The following is a 20,382-nucleotide window of genomic DNA, read 5'->3' on the forward strand; positions in this document are numbered from 1 at the left end:
TGCCCCGCTTGTCCACAACTCTGTCCTGGCAGCGGGCGAGATCGCGACGTGTCGCTTCGGGTGGTCGCAGTCCGTTGCTACCGGATGCGGCGGCCGATGCGCCAGGCGGCCAGCGCTGAGAACACGACGAAGACGGCCACCAGGACGACGACCGCGATCGTCGTCGTGATCTCGGTGCCGCCGACTGAGGCGGTGATCCCGAAGTAAGCCTCGACGTCGGCCGCCGATCCAGGCACGGGGTCCGTGAGGACCGCCAGCGGTCGGTCGGTGAAGGGCCCACGGACGAGCATGGCCGCTTGGGCGAACGGCAGGGCGTTCATGACGTTCACGGCACCGGCGGGCAGGTCGCCGATCGGGATGTAAGCGCCGGCCAGGAAGCCGATGAGCGTCCCGACGATCGTGCTCAACGCGGCGAACGCCCCGTTGGTCCGCACGAAGGTCACGGCGAACGCCGACAACGCCGAGAACGCGCCGGCGGAGAGCAGGATGATCCCGAGGCACCGCACGAACTCGCCCGCCGTCATCGCCGAGCCGTAGCGCGCGAACGTGTACACCTGCGAGACAACCAGGAAGAATGTGGTCATCGTGAAGGCGATCACGACCGTCGCACCCATGTAGCCGAGGATCAGGCTGGACCGGCGGACCGGCGAGACCAGGAAGTCCTTGAAGCGTCCCGACTCCCCGTCCTCGACGAACACGCTCATCGCGGCGAGCCCCGTGGTCAGCGAGGTGATCATCGTGATGCCGGCGAAGACCCAGGCGTCGACGAAGCCTCGGATGTCGCCGACGTCGGCGGCCGGGAACTGCTCCTTCATCGTGTCCACCTGCAGCCCGCCCAGGAAGAACGTGTAGAGCGCGAGCAGGATCAGCGGCGAGAGCATCGAGAAGAACACCGCGGCGCGGTCGCGCACGAAGAGGATCAGGTTCCGACGAGCGACCACGAGGGCCACGGGCAGCACGCCCACGGGTCGTGGTGCGGCGACGACGGCCGTGCTCACGCGTCGACCGTCCGTGACGTCAGCGCGAGGAAGACGTCGTCCATGGTGCCGTGCCGGAACTCGAAGTCGAGGATGTCGGCGCCGTGCCGCTGCAGGAGCTCGCGAGCCGTGACGCTCGAGTCCACCTCGATCGCCAGGACTCCGTTGACCTCGGTGAACGTCAGACCGCGCGCGGCGCAGGTCGCGCGGATGGGCACCGGATCCCGTGGGGTGACCGTGAGGACGCTGCTGCTGTAGCGCTCGCGCAGCGACCCGGGCGTCCCTTGCTCGACGATCCGGCCGGCGTCGATGATGCAGACCTGGTCGGCCTCCTCGGTCTCGTGCATGTAGTGCGTCGTCAGGAAGACGGTCAGCCCCGCATCGCGCCGCAGCGCGTGCACGGTCTCCCAGACCTGCTCGCGGTTGGCGGGGTCGAGGCCGGCCGTCGGCTCGTCGAGGAAGAGCACCGACGGCCCGTGCGTCAGCGCGCGAGCGATGTCGGCACGACGCTTCTGCCCGCCGGACAGTGTGCCGTAGCGCTGGTCGAGGATGCCGTCGATGCCGATGAGGGGCGCGACCTCCCCGAGACGCCGTCGTCGGGTCGCACGGTCGAGACCGTAGAACGCCGCGCGCACGTCCAGGTTCTCGCGGACCGTCAGGATCGGGTCGAGCAGCGACTGCTGGAACACCACGCCGACGAGCCTGCGCACCTCGTCGTCCTGGGTCCCGACCGCGTGGCCGCCCACCTCGATCTCGCCGGCGTCCGGCGCGAGCACCGTGGTGACGCAGCTGATCGTGGTGCTCTTGCCGGCTCCGTTGGTGCCCAGGAACGCGAAGATCGACCCGCCTGCGACCTCGAACGAGACGTCGTCGACCGCCCGGGTCGAGCCATAGGACTTGGACAGGTTCCGAACGCGGATCACTGAGCCCCCTCGGTTCGCACGCAACGCTAGCCGGAACCAGGCGCCTGAAGCGCCCCCTCAGCCCGAATTCCTGGGGCCGGGCGCTGCGTGGAGGCTGAGTCGATCGAGGGACGACGAGGAGCCGCGGACGGGGTGGGACAGGCGGGGCCGACGAGGCGACCTCGGCCGCGACGTCCGGCGAACCACTCGACGGATCGCGCGCTCCGGAAAGACGACGACGGCGGCCTCCCGAGGGGGGCCGCCGTCGTGTGCGGGTGGAGCTGAGGGGATTCGAACCCCTGACCTTCTCATTGCGAACGAGACGCGCTACCAACTGCGCCACAGCCCCGCGAGCGGGCTAAAGACTAACACCACGGCCGCTCGCTTCGCGAAATCCGGGAGCCTTCCGCGGCCGTGGGTCGGGGTCGATCACTCCCCTGCGGCGCGACGCTTCGCCAGGACCGCGTTGAGGTCGATGCTGCCCGTGGTCTCGACGGGGGCCTCCAGCGGGGCGCGGTCCTCGGCGGGGACCTCGACGGGCGTGCGGGCCGCCGTCGAACCCTCGAGGTTCTCCAGCGGTGCGGGCTCGCGACGGGGCGCGGACGGCTTCATCGTGTAGGTCGGCCGCGGCACGGGGACCGGGGACCAGGCCTCGTCGTCCGCGGCTGCCGCATCGGCGCCGGTGAACTCGGCGACCTGGGCGACCGGGTCGGTGAGCGCCGAGCGGCGGACGACCGGGATGGCACCCGTGGAGTGCCGCGCGGGCCCGCCGGTCTCGCCCTTGTCCTCGACGATGCGCTCGAACACCTCGGTGCTGGCGTCGGACGGGTGGATCGCGCGGCCCACGAACGCGAGCGTGGACTCGCGCCGGTCCGGTGCGGTCGCGTGCGCGGTGTCGAGCCCGGCGGTCACGACCGGCTCGGCGCCCACGGCCGCACCCGCGGACTTGGCAGCAGGAGCGGACTTCGCGGCGGGAGCGGACTTCGTGGCAGAACCCGACGCAGCGGCCGGAGCGGACGTCGCAGCGGGGGCCGACTTCGCGGCAGTGGCGGACTTCGTCGCCGGCGCGGACGACGCGGCGGGGCGGGCGGCGGTGGAGGTGGACGACGAGGTCGACGAGACAGAGGCAGAGGTTGCCGTCGCCGAACGAGCGGCACCCGATCCCGCCGCGGTGGCCGTGGGCTCGGCGGCGACGCGGGCTTGGGCGGCGGCGGTCGCGACGGCGCGCTGGGCCCCGGTGCGCGGGGCACCGGCCACGCGACGCTCGTCGGCGATCCGGGCCTCCCACTCGGCATCGGCCTCGCGGCCGGCGAGGACGGCCCGACGACCGAGGACGAGAACGGTGCTGAGCAGGACGGTCGGGGCGACACCGGCGACCCAGCCGACGGTCGGCACGAGGGCGACGGCGGTCCAGCCGGCGACGGTGGCGAGCAGGAGGAGGCCGGCCAGGACGGCACGACGACGAGCGGCGGCAGCACGACGTGCGACCGCTGCGGCGCGAGCAGCGCGCGCCTGAGCGGCACGCCTCGCGGCGTCTGCGGTGATCCGGTCCTGCATGCCTCGCGGTCGGTCCACGGTGGCGCCTCCTCCTCCGCTCCCGATCTGCACCGGGAGCCCCTTGCCCGGGGTCAGTAGCCCCGCGGTACTGCTGGCCGTCGAGGCCAGGGCCGGAACGGCCACCGAGGCCGGACGCGTGGTCACTGCGACCACGCGCAGCGCCTCGGAGAACCGGTCGTCCGCCCGGGACTCGAGCAGCTGTTGCCGGTGCCTCAGCTTGTGCGGCACCAGGTAGGCCACCCACAGGCCGACCAGCGCGAGCGCGACCGGTCCTGCGAGATCGTTCACGCACCGACGGTAGGCGCGGGAACAGCCTCGACCGGGGAGGGCGGCGGCGTGTCGGACCTCGGGCCGGCCGGGACACCCCGGGCGGGTGACGACGACGCCGGCGAGCGCTCGGGGACGACTACGAGCCGGTCAGGCGGCGGGCGTGCCAGCGCGCCAGGAGCCCCTCGGGCACGTCCTCGACGGTCAGGGCGAAGGACCGGTGGTCGCACCAGCGGTCCTGGATGTGCAGGAAGCGCTCGCGCACGCCTTCGTCGCGGAACCCGAGCTTCTCGACGACTCGCAGCGAGGGGCCGTTCTCGGGCCGGATGTTCACCTCGATGCGGTGCAGGTTGAGCACGCTGAAGCAGTGGTCGGTGGCCAGGGCCACGGCCGTCGGGGTGATGCCGCGTCCGGCCACGTGCTCGGACACCCAGTACCCGATCGCGGCAGACCGCAGCGAGCCGTAGGTGATCGAGGAGACGGTCAGCTGCCCGACGAGCTCTCCGAACAGGTCGATCGCGAACGGGAGCGTCGTCCCGGCGCGGGCCTGCGAGCCGAGGGTGCGGACGAACGCGCCGAACGAGGGCCGCGGACCGGTCACGGGGATCGGGCTCGTGGCGTCCCAGGGCTCCAGCCAGCCGGCGTTGATCTGGCGCAGCTCCATCCAGGCGTCCTGGTCGCGACGACGCAGCGGCCGCAGGCGCACGTCCCCGTCGACGAGGACGGCGGGCCATCCGACGGCCGTCATCCTTCGAGCACCAGGCAGTGGATGGTCTGGCCGGGGTGCACGGTCAGCTCCTGCTCGCCGACGACCGCGAGCGCGTTGGCGTGCGCGAGGGCGCTGATGCTCGGCTCGGACGGGTCGCCGAGCGGCGTGAGCCGGTAGCCATCGTCGGGAGACCCGAGCACGGTGGCCGGCACGAACTGGCGCAGGCCGGGCGGGGAGATCCACCCGGTGTCCGCGACGGCGGCGACGGACGGTCGGAACACCTCGGTGTGGCCGGCCATCGTCCGCAGCGCGGGGCGGACGAAGACCTCGAACGACACCTGCGCGGCGACGGGGTGGCCCTGCAGCGCGAAGATCGGCACCGCCCGGTCGCCGTCCTCGCCGGAGAACGTCCCGAACCCGTGCCGGTACCCGGGCGTCATCGCGACCTGGTCGAGGCGGACGCTGTCCATCGGGGCCAGGACGTCCTTCACGGTGTCGTGCGTCAGCTCGGACAGTCCACCGGTGAGGATGATCAGGTCGGCGCGGACCAGCTGGTCCTCGAGCGCCTCGCGCAGGATCGCGCGGTCGTCGGGAAGCGCGGCGACCCGCACGGACGCGGCTCCGGCGTCCCGGACGGCCGCCTCGAGCGCGTGCCCGTCGGCCTCGAACACGGTGCCGGCCGGTGCGCCGGTGCTCCCCGGCTCGACGAGCTCGTCGCCGACGGAGAGCAGGACGACGCGCGGCGTCGGGTGCACGCGCAGCCGACCCCGACCCATCGACGCGGCGAGCGCGAGCTGGCGCGCGCCGAGCCGGGTGCCGGCCTCGAGCACGACCTGCCCCGTCCGCACGTCGGATCCCGTGGGCCGCACGTGCTGGCCGGCGACGGCGGGACGCTGCATCGAGACCCGGGCGGTCCCCCGGTCGGTCTCCTCCAGCGGCACGACCGCGTCGGCGCCGATCGGCAGCGGCGCACCGGACGCGATCCGCACGGCGGTCCCGGGCACGAGCCGCAGCGGGGCGCCCTGACCGGGGCGGACGTCGTGCGCGACCGGCAGCGGCGTCTCCGTCGCGTAGCCCGACCGCGACGTGTCGTGCGCGGCGACGGCGTACCCGTCACGCGCAGCGACGCCCACCGCGGGCAGGTCCTGCGTGGCGACGACGTCGGCGGCCAGGATGCAACCGACGGCGTCGTGCAGGACGACGTCGAGCGGCGACACCGGCCCGACAGCCGCGAGCACCGCGGCCAGGTGGTCCTGCACCGATCTCATGCGCGCATTCTGCCCCGCCGCGGGCGCAGGCGTGGCACGTCAGTCGTCGAGCTTCGCCGCGTACTCCGTCAGCCACGCCCGGAAGTCGGGGCCCAGGTCAGGTCGGTCCGACGCGATCTGGACGACGGCCTTGAGGTAGTCGAGCCGGTCACCGGTGTCGTAGCGACGACCGCGGAAGACCACGCCGTAGACGCCGCCGCCCTGGTCGGCGGGCATCTCGGCGAGCGTCGCCAGCGCGTCGGTCAGCTGGATCTCGCCGCCGCGCCCGGGCTCCGTGCGCTCGAGCACCTCGAACACCGCCGCGTTGAGCACGTACCGGCCGATGATCGCCAGGTTGCTCGGCGCGTCGGYGGCGTCCGGCTTCTCGACGAGGGCGGTCACGCGGACCTGGTTCTCGTCGTCGTCGGAGAACGGCTCCACCGCGGCGCACCCGTACAGCGAGATCTGCGACGGCGGCACCTCCAGCAGCGCGATCACCGACCCGCCCGTGCGCTCCTGGAGCTCGAGCATGGTGCTCAGGAGCTCGTCGCGCTCGTCGATCAGGTCGTCGCCGAGCAGGACCGCGAACGGCTCCGCCCCGACGTGGCGCTTGGCCTGCAGGACTGCGTGCCCGAGGCCCTTGGGCTGTCCCTGCCGGACGAAGTGCACGTGCCCGAGCTCGCTGGACTCGCGGACCTTGGCCAGCCGCTCGGTGTCCCCCTTGGCCTCGAGCGCCTGCTCGAGCTCCGGGGCGGCGTCGAAGTGGTCGGCCAGCGAGCGCTTGGACCGGCCCGTGATCAGCAGGACGTCGTCGAGGCCGGCGCGGACCGCTTCCTCCACGACGTACTGGATCGCCGGCTTGTCGACGATCGGGAGCATCTCCTTGGGAGTCGCCTTCGTGGCGGGCAAGAACCTGGTGCCCAGACCCGCGGCGGGGATGACTGCCTTCTGGATGGTCATCTGGGGACCCTAGCCGCGGGTGCGGAACCGCGCAGTGGCGTAGGTCACCACACCCGCCCTGGGGAGGATCTCCGACGGGGTCCCAGGTGCGACACTGGAGGCATGAGCAGCGTCGCCCAGCCCTATCCGCACGTCTCCGAGGGGGACGAGGTCGAGGACGTCAAGGAGCAGCTGCGGCTGGCCATCCGGGAGGCGCGCAAGACGCGGTCCGCCCGTCGTCGCGAGGAGGCCGCGCAGGCCCTCGCCAAGGTCGTGCTGACCATCCCGGCCGTCGAGAACGCGCGCTGCGTCTCGGTCTACGCCGCGCGCTCGACGGAGCCCGGCACGGGCGTCCTGCTCGAGGAGCTGTCCGCCCGTGGCGTCCGCGTCCTCATGCCCGTCCTGGGCAGCGGCCTGCAGCGGGACTGGGCGGAGTACGCGGGTCCCGACGACCTGCGCGAACGTGCGCCGGGACGTCCACCCGAGCCGGGCGGTCCGACCCTGGGCGCCGCGGCGCTGGCCGAGGCGGACGTCGTGATCGCCCCCGCGCTGGCCGTCGACACCAGCGGCGCACGGCTCGGGCAGGGCGGCGGCTGGTACGACCGGGCGCTCGAGCACCTGCGGCCGGGCGTCCCCGTGGTCGCGCTCGTGTTCCCCGAGGAGCTGTACGACGCCGAGGTGCGCCCACTGCCGAGCGAGCGCCACGACCGCGCGGTCGACGCCGTGGCGACGCCCGAGGAGTGGCACCTGCTGCACTGAGGTGCGGTGCCCTAGGGGTGCAGCGTCAGACGGTCGTTCGCGTCCGCCTCGGTGGCCGCGGCGGAGAACGGCCACGGGAACGTCTCACCCCTCGACCACGGTCCGAGCTGGTCGGCGTAGTGCACGCTCGCCGGGTGCCCCGAGGCTCCCGTGAGGGTCACCCAGGTCGACGAGTCCAGGTCGCCGAGGTCGACCACCATGCGCATCGACGGTGCGGCCGTCACCCCGTAGTCCTGGCTGGTGCCGTCCTCGCCGACCGCGCTCGCGTCCCAGGCGGTCGCGTCGACGATCGAGGAGCCGCCCCCGACCGGCAGCGGTGAGGGGTTCACCAGCGAGCGGATCAGCCCGGGGACGGACGAGCCGCCGAGCAGCAGGTGCTCGGGGGCCGCGGTGTGCAGCTTGCCCCAGCGCCACTGGGTCGCGTCCCGGCCCAGCTGGGCGGTGAGCTGGCGACGGGCCGAGACCATGGCGTCGGTCAGGATCTCGTCGCGCCCCTCGACCACCCCCGCGGTCGTCTTGTCGTCCCACCAGGGCGACGTCGGCTCGTCGAGCAGGTTGCGGACCACCTCGAGCCAGCGCGAGCCGCCGGACGGGCCCTCGCCCTCGGGCAGGTCGTCGGCGAAGGCCGAGCGCATCACGTCGGCCCACACCGCCGCAAAGTAGGCCGCGGCCGCGGAGTCGTCGGACTGCACGCGGTCCCAGCTGCGCAGCAGGTCCTGCCCGGCGCGGTCGAACGCCAGCTGCGAGTTGGTGCCAACCTTCGGGATCTTCTGCTCCAGCAGCGTGGGGACCAGGACGTCCGCGTACGGGTTGTGCTGGTCGAACTGGATCTCGCTCATGTCCGCGACGGTGAGCTTGTGGTCCTTGGCCGCCTCGATCTGGTCCCGGATCCGCTGTGCCCGATAGCCGTAGTCCCAGTCGTCGGTGAGGAACGGGCCCACCCCCGCGGGCGTCACCGCATTGTTGGCCGTGACGATGAAGCCCGCAGCGGGGTCGAGCGCGCGCGGCATGTCGTCGGGATCGACGTAGCCCTGCCAGTCGTAGACGCTGTCCCAGCCCGGCCGCGGCCACGTGCCGTCCGACGGGACCGGCCCGCCGACGACGTCCGCGCGGACCGGGATCCGGCCCGGCGCCTGGTACCCGATGTGACCGTCGGTCGTCGCGAAGACGATGTTCTGCGACGGGACGTCGAGCAGCGCAGCCGCGGCTCGGATGTCGTCGGCGTCCTTCGCGACGTCCATCGCGAGCACGGCCTCCATGCTCCGGCTCGGCTGCAGGGCGGTCCACGCGAGCGCGACCTCGAAGCGGCTGCCCGGCGCGTTGTCCGGCACCGGCGCGCCCGCCACGGTGTCGACGTCGAGCACGTCGGAGACGATCGGGCCGTGCACCGTCTCGCGCACCGGGAGCCGGATCGGGTCACCGCCGTTGACGGTGATGATCTCGGTGCGCTCGGTGATCGGCTCGGTGCCGCCGTTCATCAGCGTGGTGCTGCCGTCGACGCGCTCGAGGAAGAAGTCGCTGACGTCCGCGCCCAGGTTGGTCAGGCCCCAGGCGAGGTTCGCGTTGTGGCCGATGACGACGCCGGGCATGCCGGCGAACGAGAAGCCGGACACGTCGTAGGGGCACGCGCTCGAGACGTCGGCGCACCGCAGGCCGACCTGCGCCCAGACGCCCGGCGCGGAGATGCCCAGGTGCGGGTCGTTGGCCAGCAGCGGCTTGCCCGACTCGGTCAGCGCGCCACCGACGACCCACGAGTTCGACCCGACGCCCTCGCCCTCGCCGACCAGGTGCGGTACCGCCTCGAGGGCCTTCTGCGCGCTCGCCATCGCCCGCTGCAGGTCGTCCTGCCCCAGGTCGAGGCTCGTGGTCGACGCCGTGCCGGTCACCGTGCTCGGCAGGTCCTCGCGCGTCAGGATCGGCGCGTTCAGGTCCTGCGGGTAGGCCGGGTAGAGCTCGTCGACACGGGCCACGTCACCGATCGTCGAGAACGCGGCCGCGCGGCCCAGCTCGTCGTCGAAGTTGCCGCGCAGGTCCCACGCCATGGCCTTGAGCCACGCCAGCGAGTCGACCGGGTCCCACTTCTCCGGGTCCTTGATGTCGAGCTGGAGGTCCAGGATCGTGTACTCGACCGCGATCGCACCCTTCGGCTTGCCGTCCAGGTACGCGTTCACGCCGTCCGCGTACGCCTGCAGGGCCGCCCGCGTGGCCGGTGTGACCTGCTGCCACTCCTGCTCGGCGACCCGTCGCCAGCCCAGCGTCCGGGTGACCTTGTCCGCGTCGACGGCGTCCTTCACGTTGCCGACGAGCTCCGCGAGCCGGCCTGAGGTCACGTGCCGGCGGTAGTCCATCTCGAAGAACCGGTCCTGCGCCGCGACGTACCCCTGCGCCATGAACAGGTCACGCGACGACTGCGCGGTGATCGTCGGGACACCCCGGTCGTCGCGTGTGACCGTGACGTCGGCGCCGAGGCCCGGGAGATCCAGCGAGCCCGCGACTTCCGGCAACGGGCGGCGGACCACCACGAACCCGGCGACGACGACGCCGACGAGGACGACGACGAGCACCACGGCGAGCGTGATGAACGAGAGGCGGACCAGGTGACGACGAGGCACGCTTCGGAGGGTACTTCGCCGGACCCTGAACCGTTCGATCGCGTGGTCGCTCGGAATGTCGGGGCCCCGGATGCCGTTAGGATTGGCACTCGGATGTTGTGAGTGCCAGGTCCTCGTCTGATCGCCTGAGCCGCCGACCACCTGCCAGGAGTCGTTCTTCGTGCCTACCTACGCCTACGCCTGCACCGCCTGCGGCCACGCCTTCGAGGCGGTCCAGTCCTTCAGCGACGACTCCCTGACCGTGTGCCCCGAGTGCGACGGACGCCTGCGCAAGGTGTTCTCGTCCGTCGGTGTCGTGTTCAAGGGGTCCGGGTTCTACCGCAACGACGCCCGCGCCGGAGCGAAGTCGTCCACCCTGAGCCCAGCGCCGTCGACGTCGTCCTCCACGTCGGATTCGTCGTCGTCCACCTCGACGACCCCCGCGCCTGCACCCGCGCCCTCGACCCCCGCGCCCGCAGCGAAGCCGGCCGCGACCTCCTGATCTCCCCGGCGCCGCCTCTCTGACGGCGTCTGCCTGCTCTCGACGACTCGGGCTCGAGGTGCTGGGTGTCACCAGCCGACCACAGCCCCGCCGCCCGCGCTCTGCGGCCCGGACTCGTCGAGGAGGCTCGACGGCCTCCTAACGTCGAGGCATGCGCGATCTCGCCGGCCGACCGCCACCGCTCACCCCGCGCCGCGCTCCCCTGCCCGTCCGGCTGCGGGTCCTGCTGTGGCGGTGCCGGTTCCTGGTCTGCGCGCTCTTCCTCGGCCTGGCCGCAGCCTCGACGGTCCAGGCGGTCCGACCACCTGCGGCGCCCACCGTCGGGGTCGTCGTCGCGGCCCGCGCGGTTCCCGCCGGTGTCTCGCTGACCGCGTCCGACGTGCGGGTCGCCCGATACCCGGTCGCGACCGTGCCCGACGGTGCGCTGACCGCTCTCGCATCCGCCGTCGGCGCCTCGACGGCCGTCCCGCTCAGCGCCGGCAGCCCGCTCGGGCCCGGCGTGCTCGCCTCCGCGGAGGTCAGCGGACCACCCGGAACGGTCGTGGCGACGGTCCGGTTCGCCGACCCCGCCGTCGCCGGTCTCCTCTCGGCCGGAATGCACGTGGACGTGCTCGCGGCGACCGCCGAGGGCGGCCCGGGAGGGGTGGTCGCGCGCCGGGCGCTCGTCCTGCCCGTCGCGCGCCCGCCCGCCGCGTCGAGCGGGCTGCTGGGCGGTGGCGCCTCCGGCGACGACTCGGTCCCCGTGCTCGTCGCCGTGTCGCCCGACGAGGCGCCCGCGCTCGCTGGCGCCGCCGCCTCCGCCTTGCTGTCCGCCGTCGTCGTGCCATGATCGATCGGATCGATCGACCGGCAGTGCACACCCGCGGCGTCGCACGGACGACAGCCCACCCCTCCACGAGGAGCACCCATGACCGACCGGATCAACAGCGGCCTGCGCGGAGCAGGCGAGAGGCTGCAGGGCACCGCGAAGGTGCTCCAGGGATTCAAGGACTTCGTCTCACGCGGCAACGCGATCGAGCTCGCCGTCGGTGTCGTCATCGGCGCCGCGTTCGGGGCCGTCGTCAAGGCGTTCGTCGACGGGCTGATCAGTCCCCTGATCGCCGCGATCTTCGGCAAGACCGACCTGAGCAACGTGCTCACGTTCGAGATCAACGACGCCATCTTCTCGATCGGCCTGATCCTGAACGCGATCATCCTGTTCCTGTTCACGGCCGCCGCCGTCTACTTCTTCATCGTCCTGCCCCTGAACGCCCTGGCCACCCGCCGCAAGGCCGGCATCGAGGACGAGCCGGCGGCCCCCGCCGAGGACATCCTGCTGCTCCAGGAGATCCGCGACCTGCTCGCGGGCCGCCCGTCGCCCGCGGTCGCGAACGACGCCGGCCCGGACTCCCCCGACGTCGGCTACCCCGGCGGCACGGGCCCCGTCCCGCCGTCGATCCCGCCGGGCACCTGACCCGCACCGTCGACCGTTGACGAAGGCCCGGCCTCCTGAGGGAGGTCGGGCCTTCGTCGTCTGCTCACGTGCCGTTGCTGCCTCTCAGGGGGTCGGCCTCACCAGTGCGGCGGCTTGTCCGTGGTGAGCCGGTCGTCATTGGTACCGGTCTCCTGCTGGCCCCAGCCGACGTCCGTGTCGTCGTCGCTCCGGTCGAGGGGACTGGTGCGTGGAGCGGGCGTCGCCGCCTGTTCGGCAGGCGGTGTGTCGGCGTCGCTCGTCAGCGCCGGCAGCACGGAGACGAGGTTCGCGTCGTCGCCACCGACCGTCCCCGCATGCCGGACCGCACGCCGCGACCGCCGCACGGGCACCGCGTCGCCCGCATCCCCAGACTCCACCACCCGCCCATGATCCCACCCGACCTCAGCGAGCTGGCGTCGCTCGAGGCGAGGGGTCGCCCAGGCCCGCGGCTCGATGCGAGGGTCGCCAGGCCCGCGGCTCGAAGCGGAGGCACGAGCGATCTACGAGCGGGTGCCGGCACTGACCATTTCTGCTCGGACGCAACCCCGCGCGGGCCCGCAACGTCCGAGCGGATGTGCGCCCAGGCGAGCGCTCGCCCGGACGCGTGGTGGGCACGTTGGCCCGCGTGGGGGCCTGGCACTCGACCACGTCCGCGCTCGTGCGCGCTATGACAGCGACGAGTGCGGACGTTGCGTGGGTGTGGCCGGGACGTCCGCACTCGTGAGGGCTATTGCGCCCACGAGTGCGGACGTTGCGGGGGGCTGTGGGGACGTCCGCACTCGTGAGGGGTATTGCCCCCACGAGTGCGGACGTTGCGGGGGTCAGGACAGGGCGCGGGCGATGGCTGAGCGGACCGCTGTGTCGATGCGGTAGGAGCGGCGGGTCACGCCCAGCTCGTCGCGCAGTGCGGCGGCCAGCTGTTCGCGGGTGCGCTCCTGCTCGTCGGACCGGAGCCAGTCGACGAGCTCGTCGAGCTGGTCATCGCTGTAGGCGCCGATCGGCAGACCCTTGCGGACGTCGGGACGCTGACGCGTCGGGACGGCCAGTGCCAGCTGGAGCAGGCGGCTCGGCGGCGCCGGATCCTCGGCGGGCTTGCCGGAGCCGGCGGGCTGATCGGTGTCCGTGATCTGGTCGGAGCTGGCTGCCTCGGCGGTGGGCGATGCGGAGTCTGCAGCTCCGGCGGCCGCGGCAGCCTTGGAGGAGGTGACCTCGACCCGGGCAGGGACGACCGGGATGCCGCGCGGGGCGCTGTGCGCGGCGCGCGAGGCGGGTGCTGCCGGTGCGGCGGGCGGGCGGGCGGCCTCGGCGCGGACGGCTGCCGCGCTGAGGGAGCCCGTCAGGACCGAGTCGACCAGGACAGGGTGCGCCGGGACGGAGCGGACCGGGCCGGAGTCGGGGCGGGCCACGTCGTCGGGGTGGGACGCGAAGGCGCCCGAGTCCGTCGAGACGGACCCGTCCGGGTGGACGGGCAACGAGCCGGTGCTCGTCGGGACCGCGCCGGTCGTCGTGGGCACCGCGCCGGTCGTCGTAGGCACCGCGCCTGTCGTCGTGTTCACCGCGCCGGTCGTCGTGGGCGCCGCACCGGTCGTCGCAGGCGCCGCACCGGTCGTCGCCGCGCCGGTCGTCGTGGGCACCGCGCCGGTCGTCGTGGGCACCGCGCCGGTCGTCGTGGGCACCGCGCCGGTCGTGGGCACCGCGCCGGTCGTCGTGGGCACCGAGGCAGACGGAGCCGGGCCGGCGGTCGCCGGGACCCGCTCGGACGCGGTGGCGGGAGCCTCAGGCTTGGCTGCAGACCCCTTCTTCGGAAGCTCCGCCGACGGTGCGGACCCGGTCGACGAGGCGTCGGCCGACGCGGCGTCGATCGGGAGGTCGGTCACCATTGCGTCGGCACTGACGGCGTCGGTGACGGTTGCGTCGCCAGCCGAGGCGTCGGGTGCCGCAGCCGTGGGGAGCTCGTCGACGTCGTCGGACTCGTCGAGGAGGCCCGGAAGGCCGAGGTGCAACGGACCGCTGCGGGGGCTGGCCGGTGCGGGGACGCGGGCGTGGACGGCGCGACGGATGCGGTCGACCTCGGCCTGCGGGTCGATGAACGCGGCCGCGGACCAGACGCGCACGACGGACCAGCCGACGCTCTCGAGGCGGTCGGCGGTGAGCCGGTCGCGCACGCGGACGGAGGGCTCGGCGGTGTACTCGGCGTCGTCGGTGAGGACGGCGACGAGCATCTCCTCGGGCAGGTCGGGGTGCCCGACGACCAGCGGGATGCGCTCCCCGCCGGGGATGCCGTGGTCGGCCTCGACGAGCAGCCCGTGCTTCCACAGGCGCTCGGCGATGTCGAGCAGGAGCCGGTCGGGCTCGATGGCCGGGATGTCGAGCGCCGCCGAGGAGCCGGGCGCGACGGCACCAGCCTCGAGGGCGGGACCGAACCGCGGCGTCACCAGGTCGGCGTCGGCGGAACCGGCGGAGCGGCGGGCCGCGAACGACAGCAGGTCGGCGAGCAGCTGCGGGCCGGCGCCGCGCAGGCGGGTCGGGTCGAGGTCGTCGGCGCCGAAGCAGGACACCACCGTGAGCCGGTGCCGCGTGGAGCCGAGGGCGTCGAGCAGCAGCGCGTCGCCGCCCGCGGCAGACACAGGCCCGAAGGAGTGCAGCACGCGCTTGTGCGGGGTCCGGCCCAGGCCGACCGACAGGATGATCGCCTCACGGCGCAGGCCGGCGACGTTCGGGAGGTCGGTGACGACGAACGGCTCGGTGCGGCCGGCGTCGAAGAACGCGGCGAGCGCGAGGTTGGCGCGGACCTCCCCGAGCACGGCCTCGCGGACGGCCTCGGCGTGCCCGGGCGTCGCGGTGATGACGGCGAGCGACTCGTCGGGACGCAAGAGCGCGTGCGTGAGGACGAGCTCGACGACGTGCTCGACCTCCTCGCGCGTCGAGTCGATGATCCCCGTGGTCCGCGACGGCATCCCGGTGCCGTCGACGATGTCGAGGTGCACGAGCGGGCGGTGCTGAGGCAGCGGTGTGGGGCGCAGGACCCCGGCGTAGCCGTGTGCGCCGAGGAACGCGGTCAGGTAGGGGTCGCGGCGCGACGCACCGGCGAGCAGGGCGACGGAGGGCAGCACGTCGGCGAGCGCGCGGACGGCGGTGCTGGAGGCGCAGCGGGCGTCGCCGATCACGACGATCTGCCGGCCGCGGGCGATCGCGGCGAGCGCGACCTCGACGGGCAGGTGCGCGGCCGAGTCGAGGACGACGAGGTCGACGGTGCGGGTGGGCGGGAGCACCTGCGGCACCAGCATCGGGCTCGCGGCGATCACCGGACGCAGGCGTCGGGCGACGTCCGGGTGCCGGGTGACCGTGTCGCGCAGGGTGGTCAGACGCTCCTCGACGAGGTCGGCGAACAGCGCCTCGGCCTGGTCGCGGTGCTGGCGCAGGGCCGAGCCGATGTGTCCGACGACCGAGGTCAGGACGGGTCCGGGCAGGCTGTCGACGTGCGCGCGGTCGAGGGACGAGTAGTGCGCGGACAGCCCGCCGAGCGCGGTGCCGTCGTAGCCGGCCAGCGCGGGGTCGTCGGCGAGGATCTGCTCGATGACCGTGCTCCACCAGGCCAGGTCGAGCTCCGCGGGCGCCAGCGACGGGTCGGTCTTGCGCGACGCCAGGTCTTCGACCAGCGGGCCGAGCCCGGCGAAGCGCAGGCGGTGCAGCAGGCCGGTGCGGTCGGGCAGGGTCTCCAGGGCCGAGGTGTCGGCGCGCAGCCGGGTCAGGCGCTCGAGCAGCACCGGGAACGCCAGTCCGGAGAGGCCCGCACCGAGCGGAGTGCCCGCGAGCACCTCGTCGAGGGCGTCGAGGTCGGCCCGCACGGCGGCGAACTCCTCCTCGATGAGCTCCAGACCGTCGGGCAGCCGCGGCCACCCGCCGGACGGGCAGTGCGCCTGCCACACCTCGCGCTGAGCCTGGACCTCCAGCAGCGCGGCGTGCAGGTCGGCGACGGGCCGGCCGGGCCGCAGCATGTCCTTGGACTGCTTGCGCAGCCGGCGACGCACCCAGTAGCCCATGGGTACGTCGTGCTTCTCGCGCCACTGCTTCGTGGCCGTCGCGGCGACGAGGTCGGCGGCGGTTCGCTCGAAGACGATCGGCTGGAACACGTCGAGGGCGGCGCGCACCCCGTCGAGCATGCCGAGCTGCTCGGCCCACGCGCGCAGCGTCGTCGCCTGGACGAGTCCGGTCTCGACCGCGACCTGCGCGGTCCGCTCGACGAGGCCGGGCAGGGTGCCGTCCAGCAGGCGCTCGATGCGGCGCACAGCGTTGTCCGCGTCGGCGCGGGTGCGCAGGTCGGCGCCGTACCAGGGAGTGTCGGTCGGCCGGACCTGGAACGCCCCGAGCTCGCCGGCGCGCACGAGGTCGGCGGTCAGCTCGGCGCGGCGCTCGGCGTCGAGCACGCGTGCGACGTCGGTGGTCAGCCGGACGGTCGTGCGGGGCGTCGGCCGCGTCGAGGTCAGGCGCGCGAGCTGCTGCAGCGCGTCGTAGGCGGAGACTCCCCACGGGGCGCGCTCGGCGTGCAGCGCGTCGACGTAGGCACGCAGCCGCTCGCGCTCGGCGACGAGCGAGGACCGCAGCGCGACGACGCCCTGCGCGTCGACGGCCGGAGCCTCGAGCGTCATCGCGCCGAGCAGACGCCGCGAGATCGCGGACCGCCAGCCGGCGTCGGGGGCGACGTCGAGCAGCAGGTCACCCAGCCCCAGCGAGGTCAGCCGGGCGGCCAGCGCGGTCGCGGCGCGGCGGTGGCCGGGCACGTACAGGACCGTGCGGCCGGACGCGGCGGCATCGGCGACGAGGGCGGCAAGCGTCCCGGTGACGTCGGCGCCGGCGGGCGCGTCGACGAACAGGTGCGCGCCGGTGGCCGCCACGTCGAGCACGTGCTGCTGCGCGGGGTCGAGGTCGCCGACGCCACGCTCGAGGGCGGGGTCGCGGTCTCCGGCCACGGGCGCGGGAAGGGGCCGGCGCAGGTCGGTGTCGATGCCGGCGAGGGCGGCGACCACCTCGTGGCGCTCGAGGGTGCCCGAGAGGTTGTCCAGATCGTCGACGAGGATCTGTCCCGGGTGGACGAAGGTGCCGACCACGACGCGCTCGGTCAGCGAGAAGTCGTCGAGCACGGCCTCCCCGAGCGAGGCGAGCCGCTGCAGGGCGCCGCGCGGGTCGAACCCGTTGGACGTGAAGGTGCCGCGCGCGACGGCGCCCGGGTCGAGCAGTGCGCCGCGCGACCGCAGCGCGCGGGCCAGCACGGGGTTGACCTCGAGCGACGGCTCCAGCGCGAGCTCGTAGTCGCTCTCGCCCGACCCGCGCGCCCGCAGGCTCACCGGCCGGAGCAGGACGGGTGCCCGGACCGTGCGGGGCGCGGCCTCGGGCTGCTCGATGCCGGAGTGGTCGCGCTGGCGCGTGACGGTCGCGAGCGCCGCGACGTCGTCGGTGGCCACGTCCGGGGTGGTCCGCTCGGTCCAGGTGGCCACGCCGATCGCGAGCGACGTGGGCAGGATCCCGTAGCGCTGGGCGTAGACGGAGGCACGGGCCGAGACGGCGCGGGCCCGGCGGCGCGCGGTGGACAGCGCGGCGCCCTCACGGACCAGGTTGGACAGGCGCGTCTCGCGGCCGGCGAAGAGCTGGGAGATCCCCGACGGGTGCGCGGCCGTGAGGTCGAGCGCGGCCTCGCCGAGAAGCTCGACGTCGACGAGCGTGGACCCGCCCGCGGCCTCGACCAGGGCGGCGCGCCACGTGGCGACGGCACCCTCGAGGACCTCGGCGGGACTGGGCGGTTCGACGAGGGCGACGACGGCATCGGCGCCGTCGAGGCCTGCCTCGGCAGAGCCGTCGACAGCGATGGCGGACTCGGGAGCCTGGTCGGGCCCCGAGCCGGAGGAGCGCGCGGGGACGGTCACGATGGAACGCTAACCGCGGACCCCTCACCGGCCCGGGAGGGCGCGCCGAGGCGGTCGCACCAAGGCTCCCGCCACGCCGCGGAAGCGGACGCCCCCCGGGCCGCGTAGGCGGACGCACGAAGGGCGCGGTCCGGATCAGATGATCCGCCGCGCCCTTCGGACGTGAAGACGGTGCGCACCGCGCAGGGGGCAGGCGATGCGCACCGTCGGGGATGAGTCTGCTGCACAAAACTGTGCTGGTCAAACGTCCAGTGGAGATTCACGGATGATTCGCTCGCATGACGTATCACGCGTCGATCCGCACGATCACGCGGCAACCGAGCGGGTCTGTCCAGTCATTCTCACCCCGAGAATGAGTTGTAGGTGGCCTCACGTGATTTTTCCGCGGCAACTCCCCAAGAAGGCATCTCGTCAGCCTTCAAACGACTTCAGTGACATTCTTGTAGACCACCAACTTCGCACACAGGTGGGGCACAGGGATGCGTTCGAGACGTGTCCCCGGAACGGAGCAACGGGACCGTCGCGCGGAGCCCGGGCTGGGTAATCGCTACCGGACTTGGCGGCTCACCCTCGACGCGAGGGCCACGGGCGGGCGAGAGTACGGGTCGAGAAGCACGCCCCGAGGAGACCCCATGAGCACGACGACCGACCAGCCCGCCCGGTCGACGACCGCGGCACTGGCCGCGGCGGTCGACCGTCGCGGCGACTGGCCCGGCCGCGAGCGCGCGCGGGCCGCACTCACGGCCTTGGAGGTCGACGACCCCGCCAGCGCAGCCCAGGAGCACCTGGACACGGTCAGCGACATCTTCGGGCTCTCGTCGACGGACCGTGCCCTCCTCGAGGTCGCGCTCCTGGCCGAGCTGCACCCGAGCGCGCACCTGCTGACGGGTCTGCTCTCGGGCGACGAGGGTCCGGCGCGGCCGACCGCGGCCCTGGCCCTCGAGCTCGCGGGCGCGAGCGTGGTCGACGCGGCGGCGCGCGCCCGCCTCATGGACGACGGCCCCCTGCAGCGCCGCGGTCTGCTGACGCTCCAGGGCGACGACGTCCTGCTCGCCCGCCGCCTGCGGGTGCCGGACCGCGTGGTCGCCCGGCTGCTCGGCTCGCACCGGGTGCCGGACCTCGTGGCCCGCGTCCTGCGCACCCCCCTGCCGGTGGACGTGGACGGCTACCTGGAGGTCGCCGGCGCGATGACCCTGGGCGAGCAGCTCGTCTGGGTGCACTCCCCCGTCGGCACCGCCGGCACCGCGCTCGCGGTCGCGGCCTGCCGGGAGGTCGAGGTCACGTGCCTCGTCGGCGACCTGGAACGTCTGCCCGTCACCCCCGGGCTGGGCACCGACCCCGCCCTCGTGCGCGAGACGACCCGCGCCCTGGTGCTCGAGGCGGGCCTCGACGGCAGCGTCCTGGTGCTCGCCGGGGCGCACCTCGCCGCCGAGCTGCTGGGCGACCTCGACGCCGTCGTCCCCGTGATCGCGGTCGGCCGGTCTCCCTGGGACCCGCGGTGGGCGGTGGGGCTCCCCGCGGCCGTCGTCGCCGGACGGCTGACCCAGGACGAGCGCGCCGAGCAGTGGCACCGTGTCGTCGGCGAGCACGCGACCACGCGCGACGTCCTCACGCTGCGGATGACGCCCGAGGAGATCAGCGCGGTCGGTCGTCGCGCCGAGACGGATGCCGCCCGGACCGGCCGCGTGGTCGAGCCGGACGACGTGCGTCTGGCGGCCCGGCGGCTCGGGAACACGCACGGCCCGCGCGTCCGCACGAGCGGGTCGCCGGCGACCCTCGACGACCTGGTCCTGCCCGCGCACACGCGCGGCGAGGTGGAGCGTCTGATCGGCTGGGCCCGCGACCGCGACGAGGTGCTCGCGCTCGGGGAGCTGCAGGGCAAGGGCGGAAAGGGCACCGGCATCTGCGCCCTGTTCTCGGGCAGCCCGGGCACGGGCAAGACGCTCGCCGCGCACGTCGTCGCGGACTCCCTGGGCATGGACCTCTTCCAGGTGGACCTCTCGTCCGTCGTCGACAAGTACATCGGCGAGACCGAGAAGAACCTCGAACGCGTCTTCACGCAGGCGGAGTCGCTCAACGCCGTCCTGTTCTTCGACGAGGCCGACTCGCTGTTCGGCAGCCGGTCCTCGGTGTCCGACGCACGCGACCGGTACGCCAACCAGGAGGTGTCCTACCTCCTGCAGCGGATGGAGGCGTCGGAGGGCATCACGGTCCTCGCGACCAACCTGCGCGGCAACCTCGACCCCGCCTTCGCGCGTCGGCTGCACTTCATGGTCCATTTCCCCGACCCCGACGAGCCGACGCGCCGGATGCTCTGGACGCACCACCTGGCACAGCTGCCCCGCACCGACCCCGCGGACCCGATGGACGTCGAGTTCCTGGCGCGCAGCCTCGAGGTCGCAGGCGGAGACATCCGCAACATCGTGCTGGCGGCCGCCTACGACGCGGTCGCGGACAGCCGCGTGGTCGGCATGCGGGACGTCCGCGCGGCGACCGTCCGCGAGATGGCGAAGCTCGGGCGACGCACCGGCGACGCCCGCTGGACCGACGAGGGCTAG

At 73.7% G+C, this 20,382-nt stretch carries 14 protein-coding genes and 1 tRNA gene; 5 read left to right on the top strand and 10 right to left on the bottom strand.

Translation table 11 applies throughout. The annotated features are described in order from the left end of the window. Positions 1-77: 77 nt before the first annotated feature. The 7 genes from AC1DZC_RS14755 to galU form a co-directional block, all read right to left on the bottom strand. On the bottom strand, positions 78-998 hold the full coding sequence (locus AC1DZC_RS14755; RefSeq protein WP_477043787.1) for an ABC transporter permease: 921 nt from the start codon (positions 996-998) through the stop codon (positions 78-80). Then, complete coding sequence (locus AC1DZC_RS14760) at positions 995-1,900, bottom strand: ABC transporter ATP-binding protein (protein WP_477043788.1); 906 nt, start codon at positions 1,898-1,900, stop codon at positions 995-997. Before AC1DZC_RS14760 ends, AC1DZC_RS14755 begins: the two co-directional genes overlap by 4 nt. Before the next feature lie 255 nt (positions 1,901-2,155). Beyond that, a tRNA-Ala gene (locus AC1DZC_RS14765) sits at positions 2,156-2,228 on the bottom strand. An 80-nt stretch (positions 2,229-2,308) separates the two neighbouring features. Next, positions 2,309-3,724 (bottom strand): hypothetical protein, encoded by a 1,416-nt coding sequence (locus AC1DZC_RS14770; RefSeq protein ID WP_477043789.1) that lies wholly within the window; start codon positions 3,722-3,724, stop codon positions 2,309-2,311. A 118-nt stretch (positions 3,725-3,842) separates the two neighbouring features. Next, positions 3,843-4,451 (bottom strand): GNAT family N-acetyltransferase, encoded by a 609-nt coding sequence (locus AC1DZC_RS14775; protein WP_477043790.1) that lies wholly within the window; start codon positions 4,449-4,451, stop codon positions 3,843-3,845. Continuing rightward, complete coding sequence (locus tag AC1DZC_RS14780) at positions 4,448-5,680, bottom strand: molybdopterin molybdotransferase MoeA (protein ID WP_477043791.1); 1,233 nt, start codon at positions 5,678-5,680, stop codon at positions 4,448-4,450. Before AC1DZC_RS14780 ends, AC1DZC_RS14775 begins: the two co-directional genes overlap by 4 nt. A 39-nt stretch (positions 5,681-5,719) precedes the next feature. After that, positions 5,720-6,619: a UTP--glucose-1-phosphate uridylyltransferase GalU gene (gene galU, locus AC1DZC_RS14785; protein ID WP_477043792.1), complete on the bottom strand. Its 900-nt coding sequence runs from the start codon at positions 6,617-6,619 to the stop codon at positions 5,720-5,722. Positions 6,620-6,721: 102 nt separating this feature from the next. Between galU and AC1DZC_RS14790 the strand changes: the two genes are divergently transcribed. Continuing rightward, positions 6,722-7,357 (top strand): 5-formyltetrahydrofolate cyclo-ligase, encoded by a 636-nt coding sequence (locus tag AC1DZC_RS14790; RefSeq protein ID WP_477043793.1) that lies wholly within the window; start codon positions 6,722-6,724, stop codon positions 7,355-7,357. Between the two features lie 11 nt (positions 7,358-7,368). On the opposite strand, the gene AC1DZC_RS14795 is transcribed toward AC1DZC_RS14790, so the two are convergent. After that, a complete protein-coding gene (locus AC1DZC_RS14795) occupies positions 7,369-9,969 on the bottom strand; it encodes a penicillin acylase family protein (RefSeq protein ID WP_477043794.1) in 2,601 nt (866 codons plus the stop codon). Between the two features lie 160 nt (positions 9,970-10,129). Here AC1DZC_RS14795 and AC1DZC_RS14800 point away from each other — a divergent pair, with 160 nt between their 5' ends. From AC1DZC_RS14800 to mscL, 3 genes are all read left to right on the top strand, one after another. Next, positions 10,130-10,450, top strand: a complete 321-nt coding sequence (locus AC1DZC_RS14800; RefSeq protein ID WP_477039817.1) for an FmdB family zinc ribbon protein — start codon at positions 10,130-10,132, stop codon at positions 10,448-10,450. Between the two features lie 151 nt (positions 10,451-10,601). After that, on the top strand, positions 10,602-11,279 hold the full coding sequence (locus AC1DZC_RS14805) for an SAF domain-containing protein (RefSeq protein ID WP_477043795.1): 678 nt from the start codon (positions 10,602-10,604) through the stop codon (positions 11,277-11,279). A 78-nt stretch (positions 11,280-11,357) separates the two neighbouring features. Further along, on the top strand, positions 11,358-11,903 hold the full coding sequence (mscL, locus tag AC1DZC_RS14810; protein ID WP_477043796.1) for a large conductance mechanosensitive channel protein MscL: 546 nt from the start codon (positions 11,358-11,360) through the stop codon (positions 11,901-11,903). A gap of 98 nt (positions 11,904-12,001) precedes the next feature. Here mscL and AC1DZC_RS14815 read toward each other — a convergent pair whose 3' ends face one another. Continuing rightward, positions 12,002-12,283, bottom strand: a complete 282-nt coding sequence (locus AC1DZC_RS14815) for a hypothetical protein (RefSeq protein ID WP_477043797.1) — start codon at positions 12,281-12,283, stop codon at positions 12,002-12,004. A gap of 441 nt (positions 12,284-12,724) precedes the next feature. Next, positions 12,725-17,824 carry a hypothetical protein gene (locus tag AC1DZC_RS14820; protein ID WP_477043798.1) on the bottom strand — a complete coding sequence of 1,700 codons (5,100 nt, stop codon included), beginning with the start codon at positions 17,822-17,824 and terminating at the stop codon, positions 12,725-12,727. A gap of 632 nt (positions 17,825-18,456) precedes the next feature. Here AC1DZC_RS14820 and AC1DZC_RS14825 point away from each other — a divergent pair. After that, positions 18,457-20,382: an ATP-binding protein gene (locus AC1DZC_RS14825; RefSeq protein ID WP_477043799.1), complete on the top strand. Its 1,926-nt coding sequence runs from the start codon at positions 18,457-18,459 to the stop codon at positions 20,380-20,382.

The sequence above is a fragment of the Cellulomonas sp. P2_B4 genome (assembly GCF_056404795.1).

Excerpts from the sequence above, each read along its gene's own strand:
- AC1DZC_RS14780 (WP_477043791.1), bottom strand. The coding sequence starts at position 5,680 with ATGAGATCGGTGCAGGACCACCTGGCCGCGGTGCTCGCGGCTGTCGGG.
- AC1DZC_RS14775 (WP_477043790.1), bottom strand. The coding sequence starts at position 4,451 with ATGACGGCCGTCGGATGGCCCGCCGTCCTCGTCGACGGGGACGTGCGC.
- mscL (WP_477043796.1), top strand. The coding sequence starts at position 11,358 with ATGACCGACCGGATCAACAGCGGCCTGCGCGGAGCAGGCGAGAGGCTG.
- AC1DZC_RS14805 (WP_477043795.1), top strand. The coding sequence starts at position 10,602 with ATGCGCGATCTCGCCGGCCGACCGCCACCGCTCACCCCGCGCCGCGCT.
- AC1DZC_RS14790 (WP_477043793.1), top strand. The coding sequence starts at position 6,722 with ATGAGCAGCGTCGCCCAGCCCTATCCGCACGTCTCCGAGGGGGACGAG.
- AC1DZC_RS14825 (WP_477043799.1), top strand. The coding sequence starts at position 18,457 with ATGAGCACGACGACCGACCAGCCCGCCCGGTCGACGACCGCGGCACTG.